The sequence below is a fragment of the Nonomuraea gerenzanensis genome (assembly GCF_020215645.1).
GTDB lineage: Bacteria > Actinomycetota > Actinomycetes > Streptosporangiales > Streptosporangiaceae > Nonomuraea > Nonomuraea gerenzanensis.
Genome location: NZ_CP084058.1, coordinates 10,354,196 through 10,381,104, shown reverse-complemented (window position 1 = coordinate 10,381,104; position 26,909 = coordinate 10,354,196). Strand labels below are relative to the sequence as shown.

At 72.8% G+C, this 26,909-nt stretch carries 26 protein-coding genes; 16 read left to right on the top strand and 10 right to left on the bottom strand.

Going from position 1 to position 26,909, the window contains the following annotated elements; translation table 11 throughout:
* Positions 1-198 precede the first annotated feature (198 nt).
* On the top strand, positions 199-2,781 hold the full coding sequence (glgP, locus tag LCN96_RS48300) for an alpha-glucan family phosphorylase (RefSeq protein ID WP_225269123.1): 2,583 nt from the start codon (positions 199-201) through the stop codon (positions 2,779-2,781).
* Between the two features lie 153 nt (positions 2,782-2,934).
* Positions 2,935-3,828 carry a MurR/RpiR family transcriptional regulator gene (locus LCN96_RS48295; protein ID WP_187414544.1) on the top strand — a complete coding sequence of 298 codons (894 nt, stop codon included), beginning with the start codon at positions 2,935-2,937 and terminating at the stop codon, positions 3,826-3,828.
* Here LCN96_RS48295 and LCN96_RS48290 read toward each other — a convergent pair.
* The 5 genes from LCN96_RS48290 to LCN96_RS48270 all read right to left on the bottom strand — a co-directional run bounded on the left by LCN96_RS48290 (position 3,791) and on the right by LCN96_RS48270 (position 11,436).
* Positions 3,791-5,704, bottom strand: coding sequence for an N-acetylmuramoyl-L-alanine amidase (locus LCN96_RS48290; RefSeq protein WP_225269122.1), 1,914 nt, complete (start codon positions 5,702-5,704; stop codon positions 3,791-3,793). The genes LCN96_RS48295 and LCN96_RS48290 overlap by 38 nt on opposite strands.
* Positions 5,705-5,820: 116 nt before the next feature.
* On the bottom strand, positions 5,821-7,572 hold the full coding sequence (locus tag LCN96_RS48285) for an ABC transporter ATP-binding protein (protein ID WP_225269121.1): 1,752 nt from the start codon (positions 7,570-7,572) through the stop codon (positions 5,821-5,823).
* Entirely contained in the window at positions 7,569-9,392 is a 1,824-nt protein-coding gene (locus LCN96_RS48280) for an ABC transporter transmembrane domain-containing protein (protein ID WP_225269120.1), read from the bottom strand. The genes LCN96_RS48285 and LCN96_RS48280 overlap by 4 nt, the downstream gene beginning before the upstream one ends.
* A 67-nt stretch (positions 9,393-9,459) precedes the next feature.
* A complete protein-coding gene (locus tag LCN96_RS48275) occupies positions 9,460-10,437 on the bottom strand; it encodes a zinc-binding dehydrogenase (protein WP_225269119.1) in 978 nt (325 codons plus the stop codon).
* Positions 10,438-10,506: 69 nt separating this feature from the next.
* Positions 10,507-11,436 carry a zinc-binding dehydrogenase gene (locus tag LCN96_RS48270; RefSeq protein WP_225269118.1) on the bottom strand — a complete coding sequence of 310 codons (930 nt, stop codon included), beginning with the start codon at positions 11,434-11,436 and terminating at the stop codon, positions 10,507-10,509.
* Positions 11,437-11,540: 104 nt separating this feature from the next.
* Here LCN96_RS48270 and LCN96_RS48265 point away from each other — a divergent pair, with 104 nt between their 5' ends.
* Positions 11,541-12,179 (top strand): TetR/AcrR family transcriptional regulator, encoded by a 639-nt coding sequence (locus LCN96_RS48265; protein WP_225269117.1) that lies wholly within the window; start codon positions 11,541-11,543, stop codon positions 12,177-12,179.
* 81 nt (positions 12,180-12,260) lie between these two features.
* On the opposite strand, the gene LCN96_RS48260 is transcribed toward LCN96_RS48265, so the two are convergent.
* Positions 12,261-13,442, bottom strand: coding sequence for a helix-turn-helix domain-containing protein (locus LCN96_RS48260; protein ID WP_225269116.1), 1,182 nt, complete (start codon positions 13,440-13,442; stop codon positions 12,261-12,263).
* A complete protein-coding gene (locus LCN96_RS48255) occupies positions 13,435-14,193 on the bottom strand; it encodes a hypothetical protein (protein WP_225269115.1) in 759 nt (252 codons plus the stop codon). Before LCN96_RS48255 ends, LCN96_RS48260 begins: the two co-directional genes overlap by 8 nt.
* 241 nt (positions 14,194-14,434) lie before the next feature.
* Here LCN96_RS48255 and LCN96_RS48250 point away from each other — a divergent pair, with 241 nt between their 5' ends.
* The 4 genes from LCN96_RS48250 to LCN96_RS48235 all read left to right on the top strand — a co-directional run bounded on the left by LCN96_RS48250 (position 14,435) and on the right by LCN96_RS48235 (position 17,180).
* Entirely contained in the window at positions 14,435-15,214 is a 780-nt protein-coding gene (locus tag LCN96_RS48250) for a hydroxypyruvate isomerase family protein (RefSeq protein WP_225269114.1), read from the top strand.
* 50 nt (positions 15,215-15,264) lie between these two features.
* Entirely contained in the window at positions 15,265-16,149 is an 885-nt protein-coding gene (locus LCN96_RS48245) for a 2-hydroxy-3-oxopropionate reductase (RefSeq protein ID WP_404823993.1), read from the top strand.
* Between the two features lie 90 nt (positions 16,150-16,239).
* Complete coding sequence (locus LCN96_RS48240; RefSeq protein WP_225269112.1) at positions 16,240-16,902, top strand: HNH endonuclease family protein; 663 nt, start codon at positions 16,240-16,242, stop codon at positions 16,900-16,902.
* Positions 16,899-17,180, top strand: a complete 282-nt coding sequence (locus LCN96_RS48235; RefSeq protein WP_225269111.1) for a hypothetical protein — start codon at positions 16,899-16,901, stop codon at positions 17,178-17,180. The genes LCN96_RS48240 and LCN96_RS48235 overlap by 4 nt, the downstream gene beginning before the upstream one ends.
* 235 nt (positions 17,181-17,415) lie before the next feature.
* On the opposite strand, the gene LCN96_RS48230 is transcribed toward LCN96_RS48235, so the two are convergent.
* Positions 17,416-17,895 carry a hypothetical protein gene (locus tag LCN96_RS48230; protein ID WP_225269110.1) on the bottom strand — a complete coding sequence of 160 codons (480 nt, stop codon included), beginning with the start codon at positions 17,893-17,895 and terminating at the stop codon, positions 17,416-17,418.
* A 167-nt stretch (positions 17,896-18,062) separates the two neighbouring features.
* Between LCN96_RS48230 and LCN96_RS48225 the strand changes: the two genes are divergently transcribed.
* Both LCN96_RS48225 and LCN96_RS48220 read left to right on the top strand, forming a co-directional pair.
* On the top strand, positions 18,063-18,503 hold the full coding sequence (locus LCN96_RS48225; RefSeq protein ID WP_225269109.1) for a PaaI family thioesterase: 441 nt from the start codon (positions 18,063-18,065) through the stop codon (positions 18,501-18,503).
* Between the two features lie 144 nt (positions 18,504-18,647).
* A complete protein-coding gene (locus LCN96_RS48220) occupies positions 18,648-19,334 on the top strand; it encodes a rhodanese-like domain-containing protein (RefSeq protein WP_225269108.1) in 687 nt (228 codons plus the stop codon).
* 5 nt (positions 19,335-19,339) lie between these two features.
* Here the strand turns inward: LCN96_RS48220 and LCN96_RS48215 are convergent, their stop codons facing one another.
* A complete protein-coding gene (locus LCN96_RS48215; RefSeq protein ID WP_225269107.1) occupies positions 19,340-19,624 on the bottom strand; it encodes a HesB/IscA family protein in 285 nt (94 codons plus the stop codon).
* A 102-nt stretch (positions 19,625-19,726) separates the two neighbouring features.
* Here LCN96_RS48215 and LCN96_RS48210 point away from each other — a divergent pair, with 102 nt between their 5' ends.
* Entirely contained in the window at positions 19,727-20,386 is a 660-nt protein-coding gene (locus LCN96_RS48210; RefSeq protein WP_225269106.1) for an endonuclease, read from the top strand.
* Between the two features lie 21 nt (positions 20,387-20,407).
* Complete coding sequence (locus LCN96_RS48205; protein ID WP_225269105.1) at positions 20,408-21,181, top strand: enoyl-CoA hydratase/isomerase family protein; 774 nt, start codon at positions 20,408-20,410, stop codon at positions 21,179-21,181.
* A 131-nt stretch (positions 21,182-21,312) separates the two neighbouring features.
* Here the strand turns inward: LCN96_RS48205 and LCN96_RS48200 are convergent, their stop codons facing one another.
* On the bottom strand, positions 21,313-22,062 hold the full coding sequence (locus tag LCN96_RS48200) for a hypothetical protein (RefSeq protein WP_225269104.1): 750 nt from the start codon (positions 22,060-22,062) through the stop codon (positions 21,313-21,315).
* A gap of 233 nt (positions 22,063-22,295) precedes the next feature.
* Here LCN96_RS48200 and LCN96_RS48195 point away from each other — a divergent pair, with 233 nt between their 5' ends.
* The 5 genes from LCN96_RS48195 (at position 22,296) to LCN96_RS48175 (ending at position 26,843) form a co-directional block, all read left to right on the top strand.
* A complete protein-coding gene (locus tag LCN96_RS48195; protein WP_225269103.1) occupies positions 22,296-22,673 on the top strand; it encodes a hypothetical protein in 378 nt (125 codons plus the stop codon).
* The gene (locus LCN96_RS48190; protein ID WP_225269102.1) at positions 22,664-23,875 is read left to right on the top strand and encodes a DUF6395 domain-containing protein; all 1,212 of its coding nucleotides are present in this window, start codon (positions 22,664-22,666) and stop codon (positions 23,873-23,875) included. The genes LCN96_RS48195 and LCN96_RS48190 overlap by 10 nt, the downstream gene beginning before the upstream one ends.
* Positions 23,872-24,714 carry a M55 family metallopeptidase gene (locus tag LCN96_RS48185; RefSeq protein ID WP_225269101.1) on the top strand — a complete coding sequence of 281 codons (843 nt, stop codon included), beginning with the start codon at positions 23,872-23,874 and terminating at the stop codon, positions 24,712-24,714. The genes LCN96_RS48190 and LCN96_RS48185 overlap by 4 nt, the downstream gene beginning before the upstream one ends.
* A complete protein-coding gene (locus LCN96_RS48180) occupies positions 24,707-26,269 on the top strand; it encodes a flavin monoamine oxidase family protein (protein ID WP_225269100.1) in 1,563 nt (520 codons plus the stop codon). Before LCN96_RS48185 ends, LCN96_RS48180 begins: the two co-directional genes overlap by 8 nt.
* Positions 26,270-26,330: 61 nt before the next feature.
* On the top strand, positions 26,331-26,843 hold the full coding sequence (locus LCN96_RS48175) for a YbaK/EbsC family protein (protein WP_225269099.1): 513 nt from the start codon (positions 26,331-26,333) through the stop codon (positions 26,841-26,843).
* The last annotated feature ends 66 nt before the right edge of the window (positions 26,844-26,909 follow it).

Below are 26,909 nucleotides of genomic sequence, written 5' to 3'. Positions count from 1 at the left end.
TCCCTGGCAGGAACGATCCTTGCATGTAAATTGTGGACAGCAGCGGATAGACCTCCCGTCGGTGTGTACGGGAGAGCCCAACAACCTGGAAAGTTGCCCCAATAGTCCCTCTTCATGCTTGTTCCCGGAAGGGGTTTGAACGGCCTTCATGAGGGTGAAGGACTCAGAGGTCCCTCCTAGCCCGTAGGGTGCAGAAACGTGAGAGCTATCCGCCGGTTTACCGTCCGCACCGTCCTACCCGCGGAGCTGGCCGCCCTCGGCGAGCTCGTCCACAATCTCCGATGGTCCTGGCACCCGGAGACGATGGACCTTTTCGCCGAGGTGGACGCCGATCTGTGGGAACAGGTCGGGCACGATCCCGTCGCGCTGCTCGGCGCCGTCACACCGGCCAGGCTGAGCGAGCTGGCGGCCGACCGCCGCTTCCTGCGCCGCCTCGCCGACGCCGCCGACGACCTGCGCGAGTACATCACCTCGCCGCGCTGGTACCAGACCCTGCCCGAGGCCGCACGGGCCATCGCCTACTTCTCGCCCGAGTTCGGCATCGCCGCCGCGCTGCCGCAGTACTCCGGCGGCCTCGGCATCCTCGCGGGAGACCACCTCAAGGCGGCCAGCGACCTCGGCGTGCCGATCCTCGCGGTCGGCCTCCTCTACCGCCACGGCTACTTCACCCAGTCGTTGTCGCCGGAGGGCTGGCAGCTGGAGCACTATCCGTCGCTCGACGCCGGTGGGCTGCCGCTGAGCCTGCTCAAGGACGCCGAGGGCACGCCCGTCAAGATCCGCCTGGCTCTGCCCGACGAGCGCGTGCTGCACGCGCAGGTGTGGGTGGCGCAGGTCGGGCGGGTCCCGCTGCTGCTGCTCGACTCCGACGTGGCCGACAACGACGCCGCCGCGCGCGACGTCACCGACCGCCTCTACGGCGGCGGCACCGACCACCGGCTCATGCAGGAGCTGCTGCTCGGCGTCGGCGGCGTGCGCGCGATCCGGGCCTACTGCAAGATCACCGGCCATGCCGAGCCCGAGGTCTTCCACACCAACGAGGGGCACGCCGGCTTCCTCGGCCTCGAACGCATCCGCGAGCTGACCGAGGCCCGGATGTCGTTCGACGAGGCGCTGGAGGCCGTGCGCGCGGGCACCGTGTTCACCACGCACACGCCCGTCCCCGCGGGCATCGACCGCTTCCCCATCGACATGATCGAGCGGCACTTCGGCGGCGCCAACGCCTGGCCGACGGTGCCGGTGGAGCGCATCCTCGCGCTGGGCGCCGAGTCCGACCCCGGCCGGTTCAACATGGCCGTCATGGGCATGCGGCTGGCCCAGCGGGTCAACGGCGTGTCCCAGCTGCACGGCGAGGTCAGCCGTGAGATGTTCAAGAATCTTTGGCCGGGCTTCGACCTCGACGAGGTGCCGATCGGCTCGATCACCAACGGCGTGCACGCGCCCACCTGGGTCGGCAGGGAGCTGATGGAGCTGGCCGGCCGCGAGGTGCCCTCGCTGCTGGAGCGGGCCCGCGGCTGGGAGGCCATCCAGAAGATCTCCGACACCGACATCTGGGAGATCCGCGGCGTGCTGCGCCGGCGGCTGGTCGAGGGGGCCAGGGAGCGGCTGCGCAGGTCGTGGCGCGAGCGCGGGGCCTCCGACGCCGAGCTGGGGTGGATCGACGACGCGCTCGACCCGGGCGTGCTGACCATCGGGTTCGCCAGGCGGGTGCCGTCGTACAAGCGGCTCACGCTCATGCTGCGCGACCCCGAACGGCTGACCGAGCTGCTGCTCGACCCCGACAAGCCGGTGCAGATCGTCATCGCGGGCAAGGCGCACCCGGCCGACGAGGGTGGCAAGAAGCTGATCCAGCAGATCGTCAAGTTCGCCGACCGCGCCGACGTGCGGCACCGGATCGTGTTCCTGCCCGACTACGACATGGCGCTCGGGCAGCTCATGGTCCAGGGCTGCGACGTGTGGCTGAACAACCCGCTGCGCCCGCTGGAGGCGTCCGGCACGTCCGGCATGAAGTCCGCGCTGAACGGCGGGCTCAACCTGTCGATCCGCGACGGCTGGTGGGACGAGTGGTACGACGGCACCAACGGCTGGGCCATCCCCACCGCCGACGGCGTCAGCGACCCCGACCGGCGCGACGAGCTGGAGGCCGCCGCCCTGTACGACCTGATCGAGCACGAGGTGTCCGACCGCTTCTACGACCGGGCGCTCGACGGCCTGCCGCGGCGCTGGATGGAGATGGTCAAGCACACGCTCACCTCGCTCGGGCCGAAGGTGCTGGCGGGCCGCATGCTCCGCGACTACGTCGTGGACCTGTACAACCCGGCCGCGGCCTCGGCCCGCGCGCTGAGCGCCGACAGCTACGCCCCCGCCAAGGCGTTCGCCGCCTGGCGGGTGCGGGTGACCAGGGCCTGGCCCGGGGTGCGGGTCGAGCACGCGGAGGCCGCGGGCGTGGGTGACACCCCCGAGGTCGGCGCGGCCATCGAGCTGCACGCCACGATCGCGCTCGGTGACCTGGAGCCCGACGACGTGCTGGTGGAGGCGGCGTACGGGAAGGTGGGGCCGCACGACGAGCTGGTGCACCCGTCGTACACGAAGCTGACCGTACGGTCGGTGGACGACGACGGGCGGGCCCATTACACGGGCACGGTGCCGCTCGACCGCACGGGCGCCTTCGGCTACACGGTGCGCGTGGTGCCGTCGCACCCGCTGCTCGCGACCCCTTCCGAGCTCGGCCTGATCGCCGTGCCGGAGGAGCCGGCGGGCATGACCAACGGAACCCTGCGCTAGGGTCACGGCCGGACGGCGGGACCCGGCGCGTGAGCTACGGCGAGCGCGGCGGGTCTCCGACACGCATGACGGCGCTCTGCCCGTGGGGGTTCCCCAAAAGCTCTTGATCTTGAAGTGGTTCGGAGTAAGGGCGGAAAAGGCGGCATAATCGGCATGGTGGACGACAGCGGCCTGCGGGCTGACACTCTGGTGGCCACGGTCCGCGGTGTACTGCCGTCCCTGACGCCTGCCGCCCAGACCGTCGCCCGTCTCATCCTGGAGGACCCCGCGACGGTCGCCAGGAGCACCATCACGGAGCTCTCCGCCGCCTCGGGCACCAGCGAGGCCACGATCGTGCGGACCGCGAGGCTGCTCGGTTTCGCCGGGTATCCCCAGCTCAGGCTGGCGCTGGCGGCCGCCGCCGCGCAGCCCGACCGGCTGGTGCCCGGCGACCTGGCCCCCGACGATCCCCTGTCGGAGGTCATCCAGAAGGTCGCGCGGGCCGAGTCCGAGGCGATCAACGACACCGTCGCCCAGCTCACCTCCGAGCGGCTCGGCCTGGTCGTGGACGCCATCGTCGGCGCCCGGCGGATCGACGCCTTCGGGGTCGGCGCCTCCGGCCTGGTCGCCGAGGACGTCGCGCAGAAGCTGCTGCGCATCGGCCTGTCCAGCCACGCCTTCCAGGACGCCCACCTGGCGCTGACCAGCGCGGTGCTGCTGCGCGAGGGTGACGTCGCCATCGGCATCAGCACCTCCGGCGAGACCCCCGACGTGATCGAGCCGCTGAGCCGGGCCAAGGAGGCCGGGGCCACCACGGTGGCGATCACCAACAACCCGCGCTCGACCATCGCGGAGCTGGCCGAGCACGTGCTGATCTCGGCCGGGCGCGAGACGGAGTTCCGTCCCGGCGCCCTGGCCAGCCGGATCAGCCAGCTCCTCGTGGTCGACTGCGTGTTCGTCGGCGTCGCCCAGCGCACGTTCGACTCCTCTCAGGAGGCGCTGGCGAGCACCAGGCGGGCCGTCAAGGAGTTCACCCGGAGAACGTCACCTGCACGTCGTCAGCCTTGACGAACATCACGCGGTGGCCGAACTGGATCTCCAGGTACTTCGTCTTACCGCGGACCACCTTGTGGTCCTCCAGGTCGAAGGTGACCGCGCGGTAGTATTCGGTCGCGGCCGGTCCCGCGAGCGTGTACTTCTCGCCGGCCGAGAACGTGTACTGCAGCGGCGTCACCGCCTGGTACGGGATGCCCTCCGGATAGGCCTCCTGCTCCGGGTAGGCCCTGCCGTACACCGGCACCGTCGCCTTGCCCGGCTTCGGCGTCACCACGAGCCCCATCGAGGGCACCGCCGTCGGCGCGCTCGCCGGGTTGTGGAACCAGGCCTTCTGTCCCAGGTACCAGATGGCCGTCCAGTCGCCCTGGCGCTCGGCCACGGCGAAGCGCTGGCCGGTGGTGGCGCGGGCGCTGTGGTCGTACACGCTGTAGAGGGACTCACCGGTCGGGTGCTTGCCTATGTCCTTGACCAGCGGCGCGTCCGCGCGCGGCTCGGTGCGCAGCCACACGGTGCTCGCGGGCAGCGGCGGGCAGGCGGCCGAGGGGTTCTTGCGGTCGCAGCCGTAGAAGTACGGCTTGTTCGTGGCGAAGTCCGGCTTGATCATGACGGAGCCCGACCTGGGGCTGCCGAAGCCGTGCAGCGGGGCGCCCATGAGCTGGAAGTAGTGCGCCCAGTCCCAGAACGGCCCCGGGTCCTCGTGCATGCCGCGCACGGTCGTCGGCAGGGTGCCGGGGACGTTGTCGTGGCCCAGGATGTGCGCCCGGTCCAGCGGCACGGCGTGCTTGAGAGCCAGGTAGCGGACCAGGCGGGCGCTCGACCGGTACATCGCCTCGGTGTACCAGGTGCCGCCCTCGGCCAGGAAGCCCTCGTGTTCGAGGCCGATGGACTTGGCGTTGATGTACCAGTTGCCGGCCTGCCAGCCGACGTCCTTGGTCTTGATGTGCTGGGCGATGTGGCCGTCGCTGGAGCGGAGGGAGTAGTGCCAGCTCGCGCCGTAGTTCGGGTCCTGGTTGAGGCGGATGGAGGGCAGGAAATATCCCTCCATGTCGTGGATGATGATGTAGTCCACCTTCTGGCTGAACGGGCGGTTCGCCAGGTCGTAGTGGCCGTAGTCGTCGTCCGGCAGCTCCTGGTAGGCGGCCGGGATCCACTCGCAGGAGACCGAGGCGGGGCACTCCACCCCGTCGGGGCGCGTCGGGCGCAGGCCGAGCTTCTCCAGCCACTTCTCGATCTTCTCCAGACCGGGTACGGCCCTGAGCGCGACCTGCTCGCCGTCGTCGGTCGTCCGGGTGACGCCCTGCTCGATGACCGAGAAGACCTCGTCGGCGAAGAACTTGGCCGCTCCGGCCTCCTCGGCGCCCGAGTAGCGGGCGACGGCGCCGTACCACTCGCCGGGGTCGTCGCTGAGCGGCGCGCCGAGCGCCTTCTGGTAGTCGGCCAGCAGTGCCGCGCCGCCGCGGATGTTGGCGGCGTCGTCGGTGCGCAGCCGCTCGTGGCTCTCGCCGGTCAGCGCCGCGGCGCGCTCCATGGTGCGCAACGAGGCGGGGAGGTCGGCGGGGGCGGGCTGCTCGGCGGGCGCGGGCAGGGGACGGCTGTCGTCGCCGCGGGCGTCCTCCTCGCCCTCGTCGTGGTGGTTGCCTCCGGTGTACGCGGCGGCGTCGGTCAGGTGCATGGGCCCGAACCCGGCGTCGCTGGAGGGCTGCCCGGCGTGGGCGTCCCAGCGGGACTCCAGGTAGGAGACGCCGAGCAGCACGCTCTCCGGCACCTGGAACTCCGCTGCGGCGGCGGCGAACGCCTGCTGCCGGTCGGCGGGCTGCTGGGCGTGAGCTGCGCTGATATTGCTTAACGGGAGTACGGCGACCAGGGAGATCGCCAGTAGTCTGCGCATGGACCACTCCTCGGGGCTGGGGGGCGCGTCGTGCAGTTCAGCGTCTCAACATTTTCCTTCGCAGGCGAGATCTTTGCGAAGATATTTTTCAGTCCTTAACCTCCGGATCGCCGGGGTCAGCGGCCGTGCCAGGAGTGCCAGAGCGCCGCGTACGTGCCGCCCGCCGCGACCAGCTCGTCATGCGTGCCCAGCTCCGTCAGCCGCCCGTCCTGCATCACCGCCACCCGGTCCGCGTCGTGCGCGGTCTGCAGCCGGTGCGCGATCGCGATGACCGTGCGGCCCTGGAGCACGGCGGCCAGCGCGCGCTCCGTGTGGCGGGCCGTGCGCGGGTCCAGCAGCGCGGTGGCCTCGTCGAGGATCAGCGTGTGCGGGTCGGCCAGCACCACGCGGGCCAGCGCCAGTTGCTGGGCCTGGGCGCCGTCCGGGCGGTGGGCGCCGTGGCCGAGGTCGGTGTCCAGGCCGCCGGCCAGGTCGCCCACCCAGTCCGCGCCCACGGCCGCCAGGGCCGCGCGCAGCTCGTCGTCGGTGGCCGAGGGGGCGGCGATGCGCAGGTTCTCGCGGATGGTGCCGAGGAAGACGTGGTGCTCCTGGGTGACGAGGACGACGCGCTCGCGCAGCTCGGCCGGGCCCAGGTCGGCCACCGGGACGCCGCCCACCGTGACGGAGCCCGCCTTCGGCGCGTCCATGCCCGCCAGCAGCCGGCCGAGCGTGGTCTTGCCCGCGCCCGACGGGCCGACGATCGCCAGGCGCTCGCCGGGGCGGACGAGCAGATCGACCCCGTGCAGGACGTCGGGGCCGCCGTCGTAGGCGAAGCGCACCCCGGACACCTCGATGCGGTCGTCGGCCGGCACGGGGGAGTCCCCGGCGGGCTTCGAGGTCAGGGCCAGGCCCTCCACGCGGGCGAAGGAGGCGGTGCTGCTCTGCAGGCGTTCGAGCTGCTCCAGGATGGTGTTGAGCGGCTCCGACAGCTGGGTCAGGTAGAGCGCCGCGGTCACCACCGTGCCCAGCGTCACCGCGGCGGGCTCGCGCATCAGCAGCGCGCCGCCGAGCAGCAGCACGGCGGTGACGGGCAGCACGTGCGAGACGTCCACCGCCGGGAAGAGCACGCTGCGCAGCGACAACGTCCGCAGCCGGGTGCGGCGGCACTCCTCGATGGCGTGATGGCAGGCGTCGAGGCGCCGCCGCTCCAGGCGCAGGGCCTGCATCGTGCGGGCGCCGCCGGTGGTCGAGGCCAGCTCCTCGGCGAGCGCCGAGTTCGCGGCACCCTCGTCCAGGTACGCCGTCATCGCCCGGCGCAGGTACCACCGGGAGGCGAACCAGATGCCCACCAGGCTCAGCAGCCCGCACGCGCCCAGCAGCGGATCCAGCACGAAGACGGCGACCAGCACGAACAGCGCCCGCACGGCCGCGATCGCCACGTCAGGCCCCGCGTCCCGGAGCATGACCCCGACGGCGGCCACGTCGGTCGTGCCCCGCGTGGTCAGGTCGCCCGTGCCCGCCCGCTCGGCCGCCGACGACGGCAACGCCAGCGCCCGCTCGGTGAACTGCTCCCTGATCCGGGCCAGCGTGCGCTCGCCGAAGCGGTGGCCGACGTAGCTCGCGTACCGGAACAGGACGAGCTGGGCCACCGCGCAGACCAGGATGGCCAGGGCCAGCCGGTCCACGGTGGTCAGGCTGGCGCCGGCCTTGACCTCGTCGATGATGCGGCCCAGCAGCCACGGCGCGGCCAGGCCGGCGGCTGCGGCCAGGGCGTTGAGCGCGAGCATGCCGGTGAAGGCGCGGGCGTCCAGGCGGATCAGGCGCAGGGCGGCGCGGCGGGTCAGCGCGGGGGCGGCGATGGGCAGCCGGGCGGAGCCGGGGGAGGTCATCGGCGCTCCTGGGCGCCGGCGTCGACTCGCCGGCCGGGATGGTCGTCGTCTCCGTGTTCGTCGCCGCCGGTCGGGGCCGCCTGATCGTCGTCGTCGGCCGAACCGCGTGAGACGAGCGCGCGGTAGCCGGGCTGGTCGCGCAGCAGGTCGTGGTGGGAGCCCGAGGCCGCCACCACGCCGTCCACCAGGTAGTGCACGAGGTCGGCCCGGTCCAGGACGAGCGGTGAGGTGGTGGCGACGGCCGTGGTGCGACCCACACGGGCGGCGCGCAGCCGCTCCGCCACCGTGGCCTCCGTGTGGGCGTCCAGGGCCGAGGTGGGCTCGGCGGCCAGCAGGACCTCCGGGTCGGCGAGCAGCGCGCGGGCCAGCCGCAGGCGCTGCCGCTGCCCGCCCGAGAGGTTGCGGCCCTGGGCGGCGATGAGGGAGCCGAGCCCGTGCGGGAGAGCCTGGACGATGTCGTCGGCCATGGCCGCGTGCACGGCACGGGCGATCGCCTCATCGCCCACGGTCAGGCGGCTCGCGCCGGCCTCTTCGCCCGCCGCGAGGCGGCCGGCGACGACCGCGCGCAGCGTGCCGGCGAACAGGTCGGCCTCGTTGTCGGCGACCAGGATCCGCTCCCGCACCTGCGCCAGGTCGATCTCACCCAGCCGAATCCCGCCCCACCTCACCCCCGACTCCGCGAACCCACCCAGCCGATCCAGCACCGCCACCGCCTCCGCGGGCCGCGCACTCACCAGCGCGGTCAGCACCCCGGGCACCACCTCGACCCCGGACTCCGGATCGAGCAGGGGAGCGGGTGACACCGGAGCGTCGCGACCGCCGTCCGCCCGATCGGGCTTGAGGGTCAGGAAGTGCACGACCCGGCGGGCCGCGACCAGGCCACGCCCGATGTCGTAACCGCCCTCGACGAAGAACGCGACCGGCACCACCAGCACGGCGGCGTACCCGTACACCGCCACCAGCTCCCCGACGGTGATGTCCCCCTGCACGGCCATCCGCGCCGCCAGCCACGTCACCGCGCCCAGGAACAACGTGGGCAGCCCCACCCCCACGGCCCCGATCCAGCTCGTCACCGCCCCCACGCGATACCCCTGCTCCCGCAGCTCCTGGGAGCCCTCCCGGTAGCGGGCGGCGTAGACGTCCTTGCCGCCGATGCCGTTCAGCACCCGCAGCCCGCCCGCGATGTCGGCGAAGCGCGCGGCCAGCTCGCCCTGCCGCACCCGGTAGGCGGTCTCCGCCCCGCGCAGCCGTCCCAGCAGCGGGCCGAGCACCACGACGAGCAGCGGCACGCCCAGCAGCACCACGGCGGCCAGCAGCGGGGAGACGGTCAGCAGCAGCCCGGCCACCACGGCGTAGGCCAGCACCGCGCCGACGCCGGGGCCGGTGACGGTGAGCGTGCTGCTCATCATGGCGGCGTCGCCGAAGCCGATCGTGACCACCTCGCCGGCCGTCACCTTGCGCGGCAGCGCCGCGCCCAGCCGCGCGGCCTGCAGGGCCACCACCCGGACGGTACGGAAGGCTGCGTCCATGCGCACCCGGGTCATGGTCCGGTGCCGCATGATGGCCAGCCAGGCGTTCAGCAGTCCGATGCCGAACACGGCGGTGACCCAGCCGGCCAGCACGGGCCAGCGTCCGGTGGCCAGGCCGTCGTCGATGGCGCGGGACAGGAGGTACGGCGGCAGCGTCAGGCAGACCATCCAGGCGGTGCCCAGGGTGGCGCCCGCCAGGACCCGGCCGCGCTGCTGCGTGACGAGCCACCACAGATAGCGTCCGGCACCACGGCAGTCAGGGGTTCCCGGGTCTCTTGTCCGATCCGCCATGTCTTGCACCCTAATGAGCGACAAGTCCCCTTCGAGGAGCGGGTGGACCGGACGACGCGCCACGCGCTCACGGCACGAGGACGACCTTGCCCGTGGTCTGCCGGGACTCCAGCGCGGCGTGCGCCGCGGCGGCCCGCGACAGCGGGAACACCTGCACGTCCGGGACGAGCGTGCCGTCGGCCGCCGCCGCCAGCGCCCTGACCTCGTACGCGGGCCGCTCCTGCGGCCGGCCGAGCAGCAGGAGCAGCGCGTTCGTCACGGTCAGGCCGCGCTGCTCGACCGTCGCGGGGTCCGGCGTGAAGTCGCCTTGGGAGGCGTTGCCGATGGTGACGTACCGGCCGCCGTCGGCCAGCAGCTCGAACGCCGCCCGCGCCTTGTCGCCGCCCACCCCGTCCAGCAGGGCGGTGACCTTCCTGCCGCCCAGCCACGAGGCGGCCTCCTCCTGCCAGGAGGGCTGGTCGTAGTCCACGGCGAAGTCGGCGCCCAGCTCGCGGACGGCCGCCACCTTGGCGGCGCCGCCCGCCGCGCCGATCACCTGGGCGCCGAGGCGGCGCGCGTACTGGATGATCAGCCGCCCGATCCCGCCCGCGGCGGAGGTCACGAGGACGACGTCGGAGGAGGTCAGCTCGGCGACGTCGAGGAACTGCAGCGTGGTGACCCCTGTGACGATCATCGCCACGGCTGCCTCGTGGCTCAGCCCGGTGGGCAGCCGGTGCAGGCCGTCCAGGTCGGCCACGGCCAGCTCCGCGTAGCCGCCGGGACGGCCGCCCGCGGTCACCACCTCGCGCCCGATCCAGGCGGGGTCCACGCCGGGGCCCACGGCGTCCACCACCCCGGACACCTCGCCGCCGAAGATCGACGGCAGCTCGGGCAGCGGAGGCAGCGAGTCGCTGGCCAGGCCGGCGCGCATCATGGTCTCCACCAGGTGCACGCCGGCCGCCTTGACGGCGATGCGGACCTGGCCGGGGCCGGGCTCGGGGTCGGGGACGGTCTCGTAGCCGAGGTTCTCGGCGGGGCCGAAGGCGTGCAGGACGACGGCGTGCATGATGTTCCCCTCGTAGGTGGCGGTGCTTCCTACGAGCGTGCAACCTCAAGCTTGCTTCAGGTCAAGCCGTCAGCCGACGTCGAGCACCGCCTTGCCGTGCAACCGGCCTTCGACCAGGGCGGCGACGGCCTCGTCCGCCCGCTCCCACCCGCCGCGCCAGGAGATGCCCGGGTCCAGGTCGCCGGCGGCCACGCGGGCGGCCAGCCAGGTCAGGTCGGGCACCAGGTCCGCGCCGTCCAGCAGGTAGAAGGTGACGATGGAGCGGTCGTGCCGCCCCTCGTCGCCGAACATCGCGCCGAACGGGAACGTCTCCGCCTCGCCCGTCCCGTGCCCGACGGACACCAGCGTGCCGTGCGCCGCCAGCCTGTCGAACGCCGCCACGAGCTGGGGCCCGCCGACGTTGTCGATCACCCCGTCCACCAGGCCGCCGGTCTCCCCGGGGTGCGCGACGACCTCGTGGGCGCCCAGCGCGCGCAGCTCGTCGCCGTGCCTCGCCGGGTTCGAGGTGGAGGCGAGGACGTGGGCGCCGGCGCGGCGGGCGAGCTGCACGGCGTACCGGCCGACGCCGCCCGTGGCGCCCGTCACCAGCACGCGCCTGCCGAGCAGCGGCCCGATCCTGCGCAGCGCGCGCAGGGCGCTGGCGCCCGCGACCGGGACCGTGCTGATCGCCCCGAGGTCGGCTCCGGCGGTGACGACGCCGAGCGTCGAGGTGTCCACGGCCCGCAGCTCCGCCCACGCGCCGTCGAGCCCGATGGTGATCACCGGGGTGCCCTCGGCCGGGCCCGACCCGTCGGCGGCGGCGCGCTCGACCACGCCCGCCGCGTCCCAGCCCGGCACGGCGCCGTCGGCGGCACCGGCGAGGCCGTGCTTGACCTCCCCGAAGTTGAGCGAGGTGGCATGCACGCGGACGAGGGCCTGGTGCGGCTCGGGCACGGGGTCGGTGGTATCGGCGAGGCGCAGGCCGGAGTCGGTCGAACGGTCGATGAGCAGAGCACGCATGAGCGGGCGCCTTTCTTGTCTGGCTGCCAGAAGCAGGACCACCATATGCCACTCAGTGGCGTTAGCGCTCAAGGGGCGTTCGCCGCTCGCATACACTGCCTGGCATGACCACCGCCCCGCCGCTGCGCGAGCGCAAGAAGCTGCGCACCCGACAGGCCCTGATCGACACCGCACTCGACCTGTTCGGCACGCGCGGCTACGGCGCGGTCACGCTGGACGAGCTGTGCGAGGAGGTGGAGGTCTCCAAGCGCACGTTCTTCCGCTACTTCGGCGGCAAGGAGGACGTCGCGATGGCGCCGCTGCACGACATGTGGCGGGCCTTCCTGGAGGAGCTGGAGACCATCCCGGCGGACGGGCGGCCGCTGATGGAGCTGATGGAGGCGACCCTGCTGGCCGCGCTGGACCGGGTGGCCGACGAGGCGTGGGCGGGGCGGGCGGCGCTGAGCCACCGGCTGTCACGTGAGACGTCCTCGATGGACGCCCACAACCTGCACTTCTGCGAGAGCACCCTGGGGGCGGTGCTGGAGGTGCTGCACCGGCGGCTCGACCTGCCCGACGATCCGCGTACGCGGCTGGCGGGCGACATGCTGGTGGCGGCGTGGCGGGTCGCGGTCGGCGGGTGGGCCGCCACGGCGGGCGAGCGCCCCTCCGTGCCGGCCCTCGCCGCCCGCTTCCACGAAGCCGTCGCCGCCCTGCCGGGCAGCCTCACCCTGACCGCCACCCCACGCGCCGAGCCCCGGTGACCGCCACCACACGGGTGGCGCCCGGGGTCAGGGCACGAGCTTCAGTGGGACGAGTTCAGTGGACGAGGTCAGTGGACGAGTTCAGGGGACGAGCTTCAGCGAAGGCCGCCGATCCGGCAGCCCGATCAGCTCGCGCACCCGTGCGATGGGCCAGGCCAGCTCCTGCGCCAGCGTGGCCGCGCTCAGCCCGCTCTCCCGCCCGGCCAGCTCGAACGCCTCCGCCAGCAGCACCGGCTGCTCCCCCGGATACCCCGAGACCGGCTCGTTGGTGAACCCGGGCTGATCGCGCAGCGCCGCCAGCCGCTGGTAGGCCCGCCCGGCGGCGGAGTCGGACAGCAGCCCCGTCTCCCTGCACCGATAGAGCAGCGAGTCGACCGACACCCCCCACGTCTGCCGCAGCTCGGCCAGCCGCCGCAGATCGGCACGGAGCGGAAGCTGCGGCAGGATGCTGTCACGCGGCGTGAGGAACTCGGCCGCGAACGCGTCGGCCTCCCGCTCCTGCTGCGTGTCACCCGCCGCCGTGTCACCGTGCAGCACCAGGTGCCCCAGCTCGTGGGCGGCGGTGAACCGGTGACGGTAGATGTCGTCGAACCGGTTGGGCGTCAGCACCACGATCGGGCGCGGCAGGCTGGAGGTGGAGAAGGCGTCGACGGTGACCGCGTCGGGATCGTGCCGGGGGAAGGCCACGACGATGCCGTGCGACTCCATCCGGCGTACGAGATGGCTGATCGGGCCGGTGCCCAGCCCCCAGTGGGCGCGCAGCGCGCGGGCCGCCCCCGCCGGGTCGCGCGGCAGGTCGGAATGCATCTCGCCGCCCGCGAACCCGGGCAGGTCGACGAGGGGCAGCTGCACGCGCTTCTCCAGCGCGTAGGTGAGCTCCCACACCTGCTCGACGAACGCCACGGCCTTGGCCCGCTGGTAGGCGCGGGTGGAGCGGAGGCTGCGGAAGTGCGCCATGGAGCCGTCGAGCTTGCCGTGCGGGCGCCCGGGCAGGAAGAACGCCATCGGCACCGACAGCACCTCGGCCAGCCGCGGGATCAGGTCGGGGCGTGGCCGGGTGACGCCGGACTCGTACTGGCCGACCGCGGCGGGGGAGACGCCGAGGTGCTCGGCGACCTCCTTCTTGGTGAGCGCGGCCAGGTGGCGGGCCTGGGTGAGGCGGGTGGCGTCGAACGCGTCGGCGACCGCCTGCGGGCTCGGCCCGCCCGCCCTGGAGACCTGCCCGGCCGCGTCACGCGGCGGTCGCGTGCCGGAGTCATGCACCGCTGGCGGCTTCTGGCCCGAACGGGAGCGGCTCGCTGACGGGCGCCGCGAGCCGGGCGGCGCCCGTGCGCGGGTTGAGCGCGGGGGAGGGGAGCACCCCCTGGTCGAAGGCCGCGGCCTCGCCCTCGCGCCGGGCGGGCGCCGCGCTCTCCTGGACGAGCGGGATCTCCTCGCAGTGGTGCCAGCGCAGGCTGCCGGTGCGGTCGAGCAGCTCCGCCTCGCCCCACCAGGCGTCGAGCAGCCCGGCGTGCGCGTTGCAGGCGTAGGCGATCAGCACCAGCCGGGTGTCCTCCGGCAGGTCGCCCAGCGCCTCGGCGACCGGGACGGCGTGCGGCGCGATGTCGTGCAGCGCGAGCTGCCGCATCCGGGGCTCGGGCCCGAACCGGTTGAACAGCGCCTGCACCAGCGCCGACGGCCGCCCGTCGCCGATGCGCGCGCTCATCACGCTGATCGAGCGGTCCTTGGCGTAGCGGAAGGGGAACAGCAGCTTGCCGTCGAGCACCACCAGCTCGTGCTGGGAGCCGCCGGGCTTGACCACGCGCACGTCACCCAGGTCCTCGAAGGCCTCGGCGAGCGCCTCGAACTTGCGCGACATCAGCGTGAACCCGAACGGGTGCAGATGGTCGGTCTGCGCCACCTTCTGCGCGTCGAGCGCATTCTCCAGCGCCACCGACAGCGCCTCGGCGATGCCCTGTCTGATCAGGGGGACGCGCTGCCCGAACGTGTCGTGCGCCCACTGCGACATCCGCATGCCCGACCTCCAGCCGCTTTACTTTCCAACATCATAGACCCGCCCTGGCTTCATGTTGCCCCTGCGACACACCTGCCACCCCTGGATCTCGTACGGGGCGAGGGCCGGCGCATGGTTCCGCCAGGAACGCCGGAGATCGGGAGGACTAGTATGACGAACCCCGAGCGGGCACGTCCGCGCCTGTCCACCGTCCCGACCAGGCGAGGGGCGCCCGCCGAGCCATCCGGAAGAGGGCCTTCGCGTGACCGAGTGGACCGTCAACTGCTCCATCCTCTACACGGACCTGCCGCTGCTCGAACGCCCCGCCGCGGCGGCGGCCGACGGGTTCGCGGCCGTGGAGTTCTGGTGGCCGTGGCCCGTGGCGGTGCCGGGTGACCGGGAGGTGGACGCGTTCGTCCGGGCGGTCGAGGACGCCGGGGTCCGGCTCACGGGGCTCAACTTCTTCGCCGGCGACATGCCGGGCGGCGACCGCGGCGTGGTGTCGTGGCCGGGCCGCTCGCGCGAGCTGCTCGACAACATCCCCGTGGTGGCGGAGATCGGCGAGCGGCTCGGCTGCCGCGCTTTCAACGCCCTGTACGGCAACCGCGTCGAGGGCGCCTCCGCCGAGGAGCAGGACGAGCTGGCCGCCGAGCTGCTGGCCGCCTGCGTGGCCGGCGTGCCGGGCACCGTGCTGCTCGAACCGGTCAGCGGCGCACCCCGCTACCCGCTGCGCACGGTGGCCGACGCGGTGGCCGTGCTCGACCGGGTGCCCGGCGCGGGGCTGCTCGCCGACTTCTACCACCTGGCCGTCAACGGTGACGACGTCCCGGCCGTCATCGAGCGGTACGGCTCGCGCGTCGCCCACGTACAGATCGCCGACGCGCCCGGCAGGGGCGCCCCGGGCAGCGGCGAGCTGCCGCTGCGGCAGTGGATCGACGCCGTGCGCGCCGCCGGGTACGACGGTTACGTCGGCCTCGAGTACCAGGCCAAGGGGCCGGACGCGTTCGCCTGGCTGCCCCGGGAACAACGCGCGTCAGCGTGACGACCTGTACGCCACAGGCGCGCGACCACCCACAACCGGAGGGAAGGTACATCGACGTGACCGCCATCGCCTTCATCGGCCTCGGCATCATGGGCAGCCCCATGGCCGTCCACCTGGTCCGGGCCGGGCACGCCGTGGCCGGCTACAACCGCACGCCCGAGAAGGCGCGGCCGCTGGCGGAGGCCGGCGGGCGGGTGGCGGAGTCGATCGCCGACGCCGTGGCGGGCGCCGAGGTCGTCGCGCTCATGGTGCCCGACTCGCCCGACGTCCAGGAGGTGCTGACCGGCCCCGGCGGCGTCTTCGAGCACGCCGCCCCGGGCACGCTGATCATCGACTTCTCCTCGATCCGCCCCGACGTCACCCGCGAGCTGGCCGCGGAGGCGGGCCGCCGCGACCTGCGCTACCTCGACGCGCCCGTCTCTGGCGGTGAGGCCGGCGCCAGGAACGCGGCCCTGTCCATCATGGTCGGCGGGCAGGCCGACGCGTTCGAGGCGGCCAGGCCGGTGTTCGACGCGGTCGGCAGAACCGTCGTGCACGTGGGGCCGAGCGGCTCCGGCCAGACGGTCAAGGCCGCGAACCAGCTCATCGTGGCGGCCAACCTCGAGGCGCTGGCGGAGGCGGTGGTGTTCCTGCGGGCGTACGGGGTGGATCTGGAGGCGGCGCTGGAGGTGCTCGGCGGCGGGCTGGCGGGCTCGGCCGTGCTGACCCAGAAGGGCGCCAACATGGTCGGCCACTCCTTCGAGCCGGGCTTCCGCCTCGCCCTGCACCACAAGGACCTGGGCATCGTCACCTCGGCCGCCCGCGAGGCGGGGGTCGTGCTGCCGCTCGGCGCCCTGGTGGCGCAGCTCGTCGCGTCGGCGAACGCGGTCGGCGACGGCGCCCTCGACCACTCGGCGCTGCTCCGCGGCGTCGAACGCCTCTCGGGCACCGACTGAATCCCAAGACCACCCCAAGGTCGTCACTGTAAGTGACAAGTGGGCGGTGTCTCCGACTACAGAAAGTAATCAACACTGTAGTCGTGAGCCATGTTCTCATTGCGATCATGGCCCGCTCGCACGGCCACCGCCGCGACCACGACCCTCCTGGTCCTCATCCCGGCGACCGGCACGAGCGCCGCCTCCCCCACCGAACTCCCACCCACCCTCTCCGCCCCAGCCGCCCAGGCCCAGCTCCAGCAGCTCGTCACCGCCGAACCCCGCCCGATGACCGGCTACAGCCGCTCCCGCTTCCCGCACTGGACCCAGCAGGGCCACTCCTGCGACACCCGCGAGACCGTCCTCGCCCGCGACGGCGCCGACGTCAAGCAGGACGAGAACTGCCGCGCCATCAGCGGCACCTGGCACAGCGTGTACGACGGCAAGGACTTCACCGACGCCTCCAGCCTCGACATCGACCACATGGTGCCGCTGGCCCAGGCCTGGCGTTCGGGCGCCGACACCTGGACGGACGCCCGGCGCAGGCAGTTCGCCAACGACCTGGACGGGCCCCAGCTCCTCGCGGTCTCGGCCGCCTCCAACCGCTCCAAGGGCGACCAGTCACCCGACCAGTGGCGGCCGCCGCTGCGGTCGTACTGGTGCACGTACAGCCGGGCCTGGATCGACGTCAAGTCCCGCTACGACCTCACCGTCACCGCCGCCGAGCGGGACGCGCTGGATGAGATGGTGGCGACCTGCTACGGGGCGCAGTGAGCGCCGAAACCTACGAGACCAGCGTCGTCGCCGGGCCCGGCGGGGTGATGACCGAGGAGGTCGGCGTCATCACCGGTGAGGTGACGGTGCGGACGGTGGTGGTGGGGGAGCGGGTGACTGTGCGGGTGCAGTATCTGGACGCCGACGAGTGGTACGAGATCGAGGGCAGCCCTCTGGCGCCCGCCACCGATCCCGGGCCCCGCCTCCACCAGGAGATCGTCCAGGCCGTACGACGCGGGATCCCCCATGGCCTGACGGGCTTCCCGCCGCCCGTTTGACCCCTGCCTTGCCCGGCTTCGTGCCGCCGTCCTCGCCTGACGCGTGGGGGCGGCGGTGCGCCGGGCAGCGGCGCCTCGCCTCCGGCACACCCGACGAGGACCAGTGACCATGGCGGCACCGCACGGCCCCGCGTGACAACCGGGACCGCCGGCGCAACCACGCGTCGCCTTGCAGGCGCCGGGTCGGCGAGTCGTCGTGCGGCGGAGTCCGGCGCAACGCGAACGGCGCCCGGCCCTACCCCGACACCCGCCGCACCAACTCCTCGGCCGTCAACGCCGCACCAGGCGGCAGCGGCGCGGGATGGGCCCGCATCCCGGCGAGCACCAGCCGCGCCCCCCGCTCCCGCAGCTCCTCGCCCAGCCCTCCAGGCACCGTGGGCACCCCCCGGACGAGCAGCCCGACGACCCCCACCACGTCACCGACCCCCACATCGGCCCGCAGCGCACCCTCACCATGCCCCGCCTGCACGATCTCTCCGAGCACCTTCAGCAGCCGCCCGCCCGCCGCACCGTCGCCCGCCGCGGCGCCGGCCGTACGGGTCTCGGTGGCGGCGGCGACATCCCCCGCCCGCGCCCCCGAGACGGCCCCCAGCGGATCCAGCCCCGCCCCCACACAACCCACCACGAACCGGCTGAGCGCATCGAACGCCCAGGTCTCCTCCCCCTGCGCCTCCTCCGCCAGCGCGATCATGCGATCCATCTGGTCAGCGAGCACAACTCCACGATCCTTTCCGGCCTCCGTCGTCAGATGGCCCGGCGCGCTCATGTGGCCAGCCGCCTTCCTCTGCTCGTCCATCGGCTTACTCACAGCAGCCTAACCCGAGGTGTGAAAGCCCCTTCTCCGCACGGATTTCTGTCGGTCCCGTCCCGTTCAATGGCTCCATGGAGACACCCACCCGCGAAGGCCCGTTCTGGGACGTGCTGGCCGGCCGCGCGCAGCCGCCCCCCGCCGCCACCACCCTCGGCTGGGAGCTGCTGCACGTGGACCCCGACGAGGGGACGATCGAGGTGGCGTTCACGGCGGATGAGCGCTTCACCAACCCGGTGGGTGTCGTCCAGGGCGGCTTCCTGGCGGCGATGCTCGATGACACGCTCGGGCCGGCGCTGGTCGCGACGCTGCCGCCGGGTCGATTCGCGCCGACGCTCGACCTGCACGTCCAGTTCCTCCGCCCGGCCCGCCCCGGCCGGCTGGTGGGGCGGGGCAGGGTGGTGCGGCGCGGGCGTCAGGTGTGCTTCATGTCCGGTGAGTTACTCGGCCCCGACGGCGAGCCCGTCGCCGTGGCGACCGCGACCGCGCACATCCAGGCGGTCAAGCAGGGCTGATCGAGGCCGCGCACGTTCAGGCGGTCGGACACCACCACGTACCCGGCCACCGGCGCCGCCGGACGAGCCGCCGCGGGCCCGAGTTGCCGCAGCGGTTGCCGAGGCAGGCGGTGCCCCAGACAGATCACCGGGTACGGGGCGGGCATGACGCACATCATCGACCGCGACGCCGTGCACGACCTGCTCGCCACCAGACAGGCGCAGCTCGTCGAGGTGCTGCCCGAACGCGAGTACCAGTGGGCGCACCTGCCGGGCGCCGTCAACCTGCCGCTCGGCCGCATCGACGGCGCGCCGCCGCTCGAACGGGGGCGTCCGGTCATCGTCTACTGCCACGACTGGCTCTGCGACCTGAGCCCGCGGGCCGCGCACCGGCTCGGACGGCTGGGGTTCGAGGAGGTGTACGACTACGGGGTCGGGAAGATGGACTGGCTCTCCGCCGACCTGCCGTACGACGGCCACGCCGCCCTGGTGTCCAGGAACGTGCGAAGAGACCCGGTGACCGCCGCCCTGGACGACCCGCTGGACATGCTGACCGAGCGCATCATCGCCGACCCGGCGGGCCTGGCCGTCGTGGTGGACGAGGACGACGTCGTTCAGGGCGTGATCGGCTCCCGCGAGCTCAAGGGCGCCGACCTCGACGGCACCGCCGAGGGCGTGATGCGGGTCGGCGCCACCACCGTACGCCCGAGCGAGGAGATCGACCCGCTGGTGCGGCGCATGGACCAGGCGAAGGTGGACCACGTGGTGGTCACCCAGGCGGACGGGACGCTGGTGGGCCTGTTCGGCCTCGGCGACACCCGGCCGCCCGAGAACGACTCCGACCAGGGCTGAAGAGGTCAGGTCCGGCGGTCGAGCCGGAACGTCGGCTGCCCCGGCGCGCCCGGCTGGGCGTCCAGCGACTTGTCGTCGAGGATCGGCACCGCTTCCTCGGCGACGAACACGCGCACGTCCTCCTTCTCCACCACCTGGTCCCCGGCCTGTGGAGTGCTCGCCAGCGAGACCTCCAGCGTGCCCGCCTCGTCGGCCTTGGGGGAGATGCGCAGGCCCGCGTCGGCGGGCACGTCCTCCCCGACCATGAGGTCCCGGATGGCGACCACGGCGTTGTCGGTCAATGTCAGCACGACCTGCTCCTTCACTCAGTGGAAGAACTCCGCCTCCCCCTCGTCCACCGGCCCAAACCCGGGCCCGGCATGCCCCGGCGGGTCCCGGGTAGGCGCAGCGGCATGGGGAAGACCGACGCAGCCGTGCTGGACGCCCTGCTCGACCGCTACGGCCGCACGTACGCGGCCGAGGCCGGCATCAAGCTGGCGGACCAGCCCAAACCGCTCTACCAGTTGCTGGTCCTGGCCACCCTGCTCAGCGCCCGCATCTCGGCGGAGGTCGCGGTGGCCGCCGCCAAGGAATTGTTCGCGGCCGGGTACGGCACGCCCAGGGGGATGCGCGAGGCGAGCTGGCAGGACCGGGTGGACGCGCTGGGCCGCGGCCACTACCGTCGCTACGACGAGCGCACCGCCACGATGCTCGGCGACGGCGCCGACCTGATCATGGACCGCTGGAAGGGCGACCTGCGCCGCCTGCGCGACGAGGCGGGCGGCGACGAGCGGCGGCTCATGGATCTGCTGATGGAGTTCCCCGGCATCGGGCCGACCGGCGCCGACATCTTCCTGCGCGAGGTCCAGGCCGTCTGGCCGCAGGTCGCGCCGCACCTGGACCGGCGGGTGCTGGACGGCGCGGGCAAGCTGGGGCTGCCCCGCCAGGCCCGCCCGCTGGCCGAGCTGGCGCACTCGGGCGACGAGCTGGCCCGCCTGTCGGCCGCGCTGGTGCGGGTCTCGCGCAGCAAGAAGTCCGTGGACGCCGTCAAGTCCGCGGCGGCGGGCCGGTGAGCACCTGTTAGGTTCGATCACATGGGTGAGTTTGTGAGCGTCGAGGTGGCCGACCAGATCGCCACGATCCGTCTCGACCGGCCGAAGATGAACGCCCTCAACGGCCAGGTCCAGCAGGAGCTGGCGGAGGCTGCGGCTCTCGTGGACGCCGATCCGCAGGTGCAGGCGGTGATCCTGTACGGCGGGGAGCGGGTGTTCGCCGCCGGCGTGGACATCAAGGAGATGGCCGACATGTCGTACGCCGACATGGCCGCCCACTCCGGGACACTCCAGGCTTGCTTCACCGCGGTGGCCAAGATCGGCAAGCCGGTCCTCGCCGCCATCACCGGCTACGCCCTGGGCGGCGGCTGCGAGCTGGCGCTCTGCGCGGACTTCCGGGTCGCGGGCGAGTCGGCCAAGCTGGGGCAGCCGGAGATCCTGCTCGGCATCATCCCGGGCGCGGGCGGCACCCAGCGGCTGCCCCGGCTGATCGGGCCCGCCCGGGCCAAGGACCTCATCTTCACCGGCCGGCACGTGGCCGCCGCCGAGGCGCTGGCGCTCGGGCTGGTGGATCGGGTAGTGCCGGACGAGCAGGTCTACACCGCCGCGCTGGAGTGGGCCGCCACCTTCGTGGGCGGGCCCGCGGTCGCGCTGCGGGCCGCCAAGCAGGCCGTGGACCACGGGCTGGAGACGGATCTGGACACCGGGATGGAGATCGAGCGGCTGCACTTCTCCGGGCTGTTCGCCACCGACGACGCCAAGATCGGGCTGCGGGCGTTCGCGGAGAAGGCCAAGCCCAAGTTCACGGGCCGGTAGCCCGTTGCCGGGCGGGCCGTCGGCCGCCCGAAGTTCACGGGGCCGGCAGCCCGTTGCCGGGCGGGCCGTCGGCCGCCCCGATCTCCTGGGCCGGCCGTCGGCCGGCCCTGCCCCGCCGCACCCCGAACGGGTCAGACGAACAGCTCCTCGATGGTCAGGGCGGTCGCCGCGCGATGCGCCCACTCGTCGAGCTGCGCCTGGTCGGCGCAGGCCGTGATGGCCGTCAGCGCGTCGTCCGTGATGTTCACGCCCCGCGCCCGCAGCACCGCCAGCACGGCCCGCGCCTTGCCCTCCGACAGCCCGGCCGCCCGCCCCCTGCTGAAGTGCTCGCGGGCGAACGGACTGTAGACAGGCCACGTGGCGGACGCCATGGTCTCCTCCAGAACCCGCCGGACGTCCGTGGACGCCAGCCGGTAGGCGTACTCGTAGTAGCGGGCGCCATGGCTCTCCTCCGTCTTGGCCAGCGCCTCCAGGAACGTCCCCACCACCGCCTCGTCGTCCCCGTGGGACAGGACGGACAGCACCGCCAGCTCCAGGCACTCCGCCGCGTGCGCGGGGTCGGAGATCGGCAGCACCTGCTCGGGCCCGACGACCAGCGGGTGCAGCACGTACCCGGGCAGGCTGGTGACCACGGGCTGGGCCGCCCAGTCGTAGACCCCGGCGTCCGGGGCGAGGACCAGCACCAGCACCGGGCGCCGCAGCCGCAGCCAGAGCGCGGCGCTGCGGCGCGCCCAGCCCTGCCGGTCCTCCTCGGACACGGTGTGCTGGAGCTCCACGATGACGCTGTGCGCAGGCTCGCACCAGCTCAGTGACACCGGTACGCCCAGCCCGGCCGGCGCCACCTCGACCAGGGTGTCGGAGGGCAGATCGATGTCGAACACGTCGCAGAGCAGATCGACGGCGAGAGAGGGCCGGTTCCGAAACAAGGCGTTCAACGCCTCATGCACGGAGGAGGGCATGTCGCGGAACGTTACCACTCATGTGCGGGACGTGTCCGACCGTTCGGCATATCCGAGACCCGTGAAACGCCGGACGTGGCACCCGCAACGGGAAGTCAACGCATTCGGTAAGGGTCGTCCATCTCGATGGGGGTTTGCCACTATGGTGGCGTTTCATGATGCGCGTCCCCGTCCCAGCCCGGCTCAGGAAGGCCGTGCGTACGTGGTTCGACTCCCGCTACATCTCCATCGCCGATCACCGTCAGGACATCCGGGACGCGCTCTGGGAGGTCCAGACCCTGAGGCGGGAGATGGCGACGCTGCAGCGGGAGGTCGAGCGGCTGCGCGACGCCCGCCCCGCGGCGGCGGCTCCGGCTGCCAAGCCTGACCCGGCGCTGAAGGCCAAGCTCGACGACACCCACCGCCTGGCCCAGGAGACGGCCAGGGCCATGGACGGCGTGCTGCAGAACGAGGTGCTGGTCTGGCAGGCCATCGACGAGCTGCGGGCCAGGCGTGGGGAGCCGGGGAGGCCGGAGGAGCAACCGTGCGCGTGACCTGGAGCGCGGGCGCGAACCTGACGTTCCGCCTGGACCCCGAGGACGAGATCACCGGCCAGGCGTCCGACGAGTACCCGATCAAGCTGGCCATCAACTCGTGCTCCATCGGCGGCGTCCCCGACGACGCGCACCCCGACCTGTTCGCCGTGGCCGCCTGGACGATCGTGGCCCCGTGGACCAGGAAGCGGATCACCTTCGACCGGGCCGTCTCGGCGGAGCTGGCGCGGGCGCTGCACGACGGCTGGGGCGTCGAGGCCGGGCCGGTGGGCGCCGAGCCCCGGCGGCCGGGGGCCAGGCTGGCGATCTCCTACAGCGGCGGCGCCGACTCCGTGGCCGCGGCCACGATCTTCCCCGAGGCCCCGTTCGTGCACTTCCGCAGGGTCGCTCACCCACGCGTCCCGAACCGCTGGCCGCACTACCGCTCCGACGTGCTGGCCAAGCTGGCCGCCGGGACCGGCCGCGAGCTGAGCACGGTCACCTCCGACCTGGAGTACACCCTGGCCGAGCCCCGCCCGGGCTACCCGGAGCACCACGCGGTGGCCGCCGGCGCCCTGCTCCTGGCCGACCGGCTGGACCTGGGCGGCCTGGGCTTCGGCTACGAGATGGGCTCGCGCTGGCTGGGCGGCGGGCGTTACCTGTGGCGCTTCACCCCCGACAATCCCATGTGGGCGCCCCACGGCAGGTGGGGCCGCCTGTTCGCCGCCGCGGGCGTGCACATCGTGCTGCCCGTGGGCGGCGTGAGCGAGGCCGTCACCATGCGCCTGGCTCTGGGGTCGCCGCTCAGGGAGCAGGTCCGCTGGTGCCTGCGCGGCACCGACGGGCCGTGCCGCAACTGCGGCAAGTGCCTGTACAAGGAGCTGATCCAGGCCGCCGTGGAGCGCCGCCCGCTCGACACGCCGATCACCGCCGACCGTCCGATGGCCCGCAAGTACCTCAAGAAGCCGCCGTACGGGGGTCAGGAGATGATCCAGTACGGACTGGCCCGCGTCCCCGGGATCGAGAACACGGTGTTCGCCCCGGCGCTCGACTACTTCGACGTCTCGGAGGAGTCCACGAGCTGGCTGGACCACTGCTACCCGCCGGCCCTGGAGGAGATCCCGGAGCGGTGGCGGGCGCAGGCGGCCGCGTTCATCGAGGCGAACGTGGGGCTGATGACGGAGTCCGAAGTGGCCAGGGTCGAGTCTTGGGGGAGTGCGTGAAGGTCTATCTGTCGGTGGACATGGAGGGCGTGACGGGTCTGACCGACCCGGAGGAGATGCACGCGGGCAAGCGCGGGTACGAGCGGGGCTGCGAGCTGATGACGGCCGACGCGAACGCCGCGGTGGAGGGCGCGTTCGCGGCCGGGGCGAGCGGCGTGCTGGTCAACGACGCCCACGGCTCCACCAAGAACCTCCGCATCGACCTGCTCGACCCCCGGGCGAGCCTGATCAGGGGGCCCGGCAAGGCGCAGCGGATGGCGCACGGGCTCGACGGGTCGTTCCAGGCGGCGTGCTTCGTGGGCTACCACGCCCGCGCCGGCGTGCCGCACGGGGTGCTCAACCACACGTGGATGGGCAAGGAGATCCAGAACGTCTACCTCAACGGCGAGCTGTGCGGCGAGACCAGGCTGGTCGCGGCGTGCGCCGGGTTCCACGGGGTGCCGGTGGCGCTGGTGACCGGGGACGAGGCCGTCGGTGAGGAGGCCCGCGAGCTGCTCGGCGACGTCGAGACCGTCGCGGTGAAGAAGGGGATCGACAAGTTCTCGGCCGAGCTGCTGCCGCCGGTCGTCGCCCAGGCCCGCATCCGTGAGGCCACGGCGCGGGCACTGGGGCGGTTGACCGACTTCACGCCGTACGTGGTGGAGGCGCCGTACACGCTCGGGGTGGAGTGGAACTCCACCGCCATCGCGGCGGCCGTGTCGCTGATCCCGGGCGTCAAGGCGGCGGGGACGCGGCACACCGAGTTCACCACCGACGACTTCGCGCAGATCATGGCCCTGTTCGGCCTGTTCGCCAGCATCGCGGGGCAGGTCGCCTGCGGCAGCGGGCCCTATGGCTGAGGGGAGCGGGAAGGGCGCGCTGACCCGGCGGGGGTTGCTCGTCGGGATCGGCGCGGCCGGTGGCGCGGGCGCCATGTACGCCGCGATGGGCGCGCTCGGGCTGGCCCCGGCCGAGCAGGACAAGGCGTACACGCCGCCGCGGCGCAGCGACTTCACGCTGAGCGGCAGGGCGTCGGCCAAGGTGGTGATCCTCGGCGCGGGCGTGGCGGGGCTGACCGCCGCGTACGAGCTGGGCAAGGCCGGCTACGACTGCACGCTGCTCGAAGCCCGGCAGCGGGCCGGCGGCCGGAACCTCACGCTGCGCGGCGGCGACCGCCTGACCGAGCTGAACGGCTCCGCGCAGGACGTGAAGTTCGGCGCGGGCGTGTACTTCAACGCCGGCCCCGGCCGCATCGCCCAGTGGATGGTGACCCTCGACTACTGCCGTGAGCTGGGCATCCCCATCGAGACGTTCATCAACAACAACGCCTCCGCCTACGTCCACACCAACGGCCAGACGGTCAGGGCCCGCACGGCCCGAGCCGACATGTACGGATACATCGCCGAACTACTGGCCAAGGCCACGAACCTCGGAGCCCTGGACAAGACCCTCACCGAGCACGACAGGGAGCGCCTGCTGGAGTTCCTCAGGCGCTTCGGCGACCTGGGCCCGAAGCTGGACTACGCGGGCTCCGAGCGCCGCGGTTTCACGAGATATCCGGCCTTGGACGGTGGCACCGCCCTGCCCGACCCGGGCACGCTCCACCAGGTCCTCGCCGCCGGCACCGGCCGCGCCATCACCAACGACTTCGGCTACGAGCAGGCCACCCCCATGTTCCAGCCCGTCGGCGGCATGGACGCCATCGTCACCAAGCTCCAGCAGGCCGTCGGCCAGGACCGGATCAGGACCGGCGCCAAGGTCACGAAGATCACCACCCTGGCCGACGGCGTCGAGGTCGCCTACACCGGCGGCACGATCAAGGCCGACTACTGCATCGCCACCCTCCCGCCCCACCTGCTCGCCGGAATCCCGCACAACCTCGGCGCCCAGGTCGGCACCGCGCTCGCCACCCCCGTCCCGATCGCCGCCGGCAAGATCGGCCTGGAGTACGGCAGGCGCTGGTGGGAGCTGGAGGACCGGATCTACGGCGGCGTCACAGAGACCGACCTCGACCTCACCCACATCTGGTACCCCTCGCACGACTACCACGCCGAGCGCGGCCTGCTCGTCGGCTACTACAACACCGAGCGCGCAGCCGAGCTGTACGGCGCCCTGACCCCGGAGGACAGGCGGCGCAGGGCGCTCACCCAGGGCAAGAAGATCCACGGTGAGAAGTACCGCCAGAACGTCCTGTCCAGCGTCTCCATCGCCTGGGAACGTCAGGAGCACATCCAGGGCGGCTGGGTGCGCTGGCCGTCCGTTGATTCGTCCTTCACTCTTCTGCAACGCCCCGCCGGAAGGGTTTACTTCGCGGGCGACTGGCTCACCCATCTGATCGCCTGGCAGGCGGGGGCCATGGAGTCCGCCCGTAGCGCCGTCACTCAACTGCACAGGAGAGTGCTGCAGTCTCCGTGACGCCGCCCGCTGCTCCCGGAAGCGCAAGTAGGCTCCTGGGAAAGGCGATCGAGGAGATGGAATGACGTTGCACTGGGTGCCCGCCACCGCACGGATCGACCTGCTGGCCGACCCGGTGGCGCGTGCCGTACAGGACCTGGAGGGTGTCGAGGTGGCCGAGATCGATCCCGATCTGGCCGACACCGCGGCGTTCTGCGAGAAGTACGGCGTGACCCTCGACGAGTCCGCCAACTGCGTCGTCGTGGCGGCCAAGCGGGGCGGTGAGACGCGTCATGCCGCGTGCATGGTGCTCGCCACGATGCGGGTCGACGTGAACGGCGTGGTGCGCAGGCACCTCGACGCCCGCAAGGCCAGCTTCGCCCCGATGGCGGAGGCGGTCGAGCTGACCGGCATGGAGTACGGCGGCATCACGCCCCTCGGCCTGCCCGAGGAGTGGCCGATCCTGGTGGACACGCACGTCGCGGAGCACCAGAAGGTGGTGATCGGCAGCGGGGTGCGCAGGTCGAAGCTGGCCCTCTCCGGTGCCACGCTGGCCGGCCTGAAGAGGGCAGAGGTGCTCTCGCTGGCAGGCTGAACGAAATCGAGGCCGATTCGAGACCGTTGGATGGGAAACCGATGAGGCCGTTCTGGACGTTGTACG

Bases quoted from the DNA above. Each gene is read 5' to 3' on its own strand.
- LCN96_RS48280 (WP_225269120.1), bottom strand. From the start codon at position 9,392: ATGGCGGATCGGACAAGAGACCCGGGAACCCCTGACTGCCGTGGTGCC.
- LCN96_RS48240 (WP_225269112.1), top strand. From the start codon at position 16,240: ATGTTCTCATTGCGATCATGGCCCGCTCGCACGGCCACCGCCGCGACC.
- LCN96_RS48220 (WP_225269108.1), top strand. From the start codon at position 18,648: ATGACGCACATCATCGACCGCGACGCCGTGCACGACCTGCTCGCCACC.
- LCN96_RS48265 (WP_225269117.1), top strand. From the start codon at position 11,541: ATGACCACCGCCCCGCCGCTGCGCGAGCGCAAGAAGCTGCGCACCCGA.
- LCN96_RS48195 (WP_225269103.1), top strand. From the start codon at position 22,296: ATGATGCGCGTCCCCGTCCCAGCCCGGCTCAGGAAGGCCGTGCGTACG.
- LCN96_RS48210 (WP_225269106.1), top strand. From the start codon at position 19,727: ATGGGGAAGACCGACGCAGCCGTGCTGGACGCCCTGCTCGACCGCTAC.
- LCN96_RS48270 (WP_225269118.1), bottom strand. From the start codon at position 11,436: ATGCGTGCTCTGCTCATCGACCGTTCGACCGACTCCGGCCTGCGCCTC.
- LCN96_RS48255 (WP_225269115.1), bottom strand. From the start codon at position 14,193: ATGCGGATGTCGCAGTGGGCGCACGACACGTTCGGGCAGCGCGTCCCC.
- LCN96_RS48290 (WP_225269122.1), bottom strand. From the start codon at position 5,704: ATGCGCAGACTACTGGCGATCTCCCTGGTCGCCGTACTCCCGTTAAGC.
- LCN96_RS48225 (WP_225269109.1), top strand. From the start codon at position 18,063: ATGGAGACACCCACCCGCGAAGGCCCGTTCTGGGACGTGCTGGCCGGC.
- LCN96_RS48285 (WP_225269121.1), bottom strand. From the start codon at position 7,572: ATGACCTCCCCCGGCTCCGCCCGGCTGCCCATCGCCGCCCCCGCGCTG.
- LCN96_RS48295 (WP_187414544.1), top strand. From the start codon at position 2,935: ATGGTGGACGACAGCGGCCTGCGGGCTGACACTCTGGTGGCCACGGTC.
- LCN96_RS48175 (WP_225269099.1), top strand. From the start codon at position 26,331: ATGACGTTGCACTGGGTGCCCGCCACCGCACGGATCGACCTGCTGGCC.
- LCN96_RS48205 (WP_225269105.1), top strand. From the start codon at position 20,408: ATGGGTGAGTTTGTGAGCGTCGAGGTGGCCGACCAGATCGCCACGATC.
- LCN96_RS48180 (WP_225269100.1), top strand. From the start codon at position 24,707: ATGGCTGAGGGGAGCGGGAAGGGCGCGCTGACCCGGCGGGGGTTGCTC.
- LCN96_RS48275 (WP_225269119.1), bottom strand. From the start codon at position 10,437: ATGCACGCCGTCGTCCTGCACGCCTTCGGCCCCGCCGAGAACCTCGGC.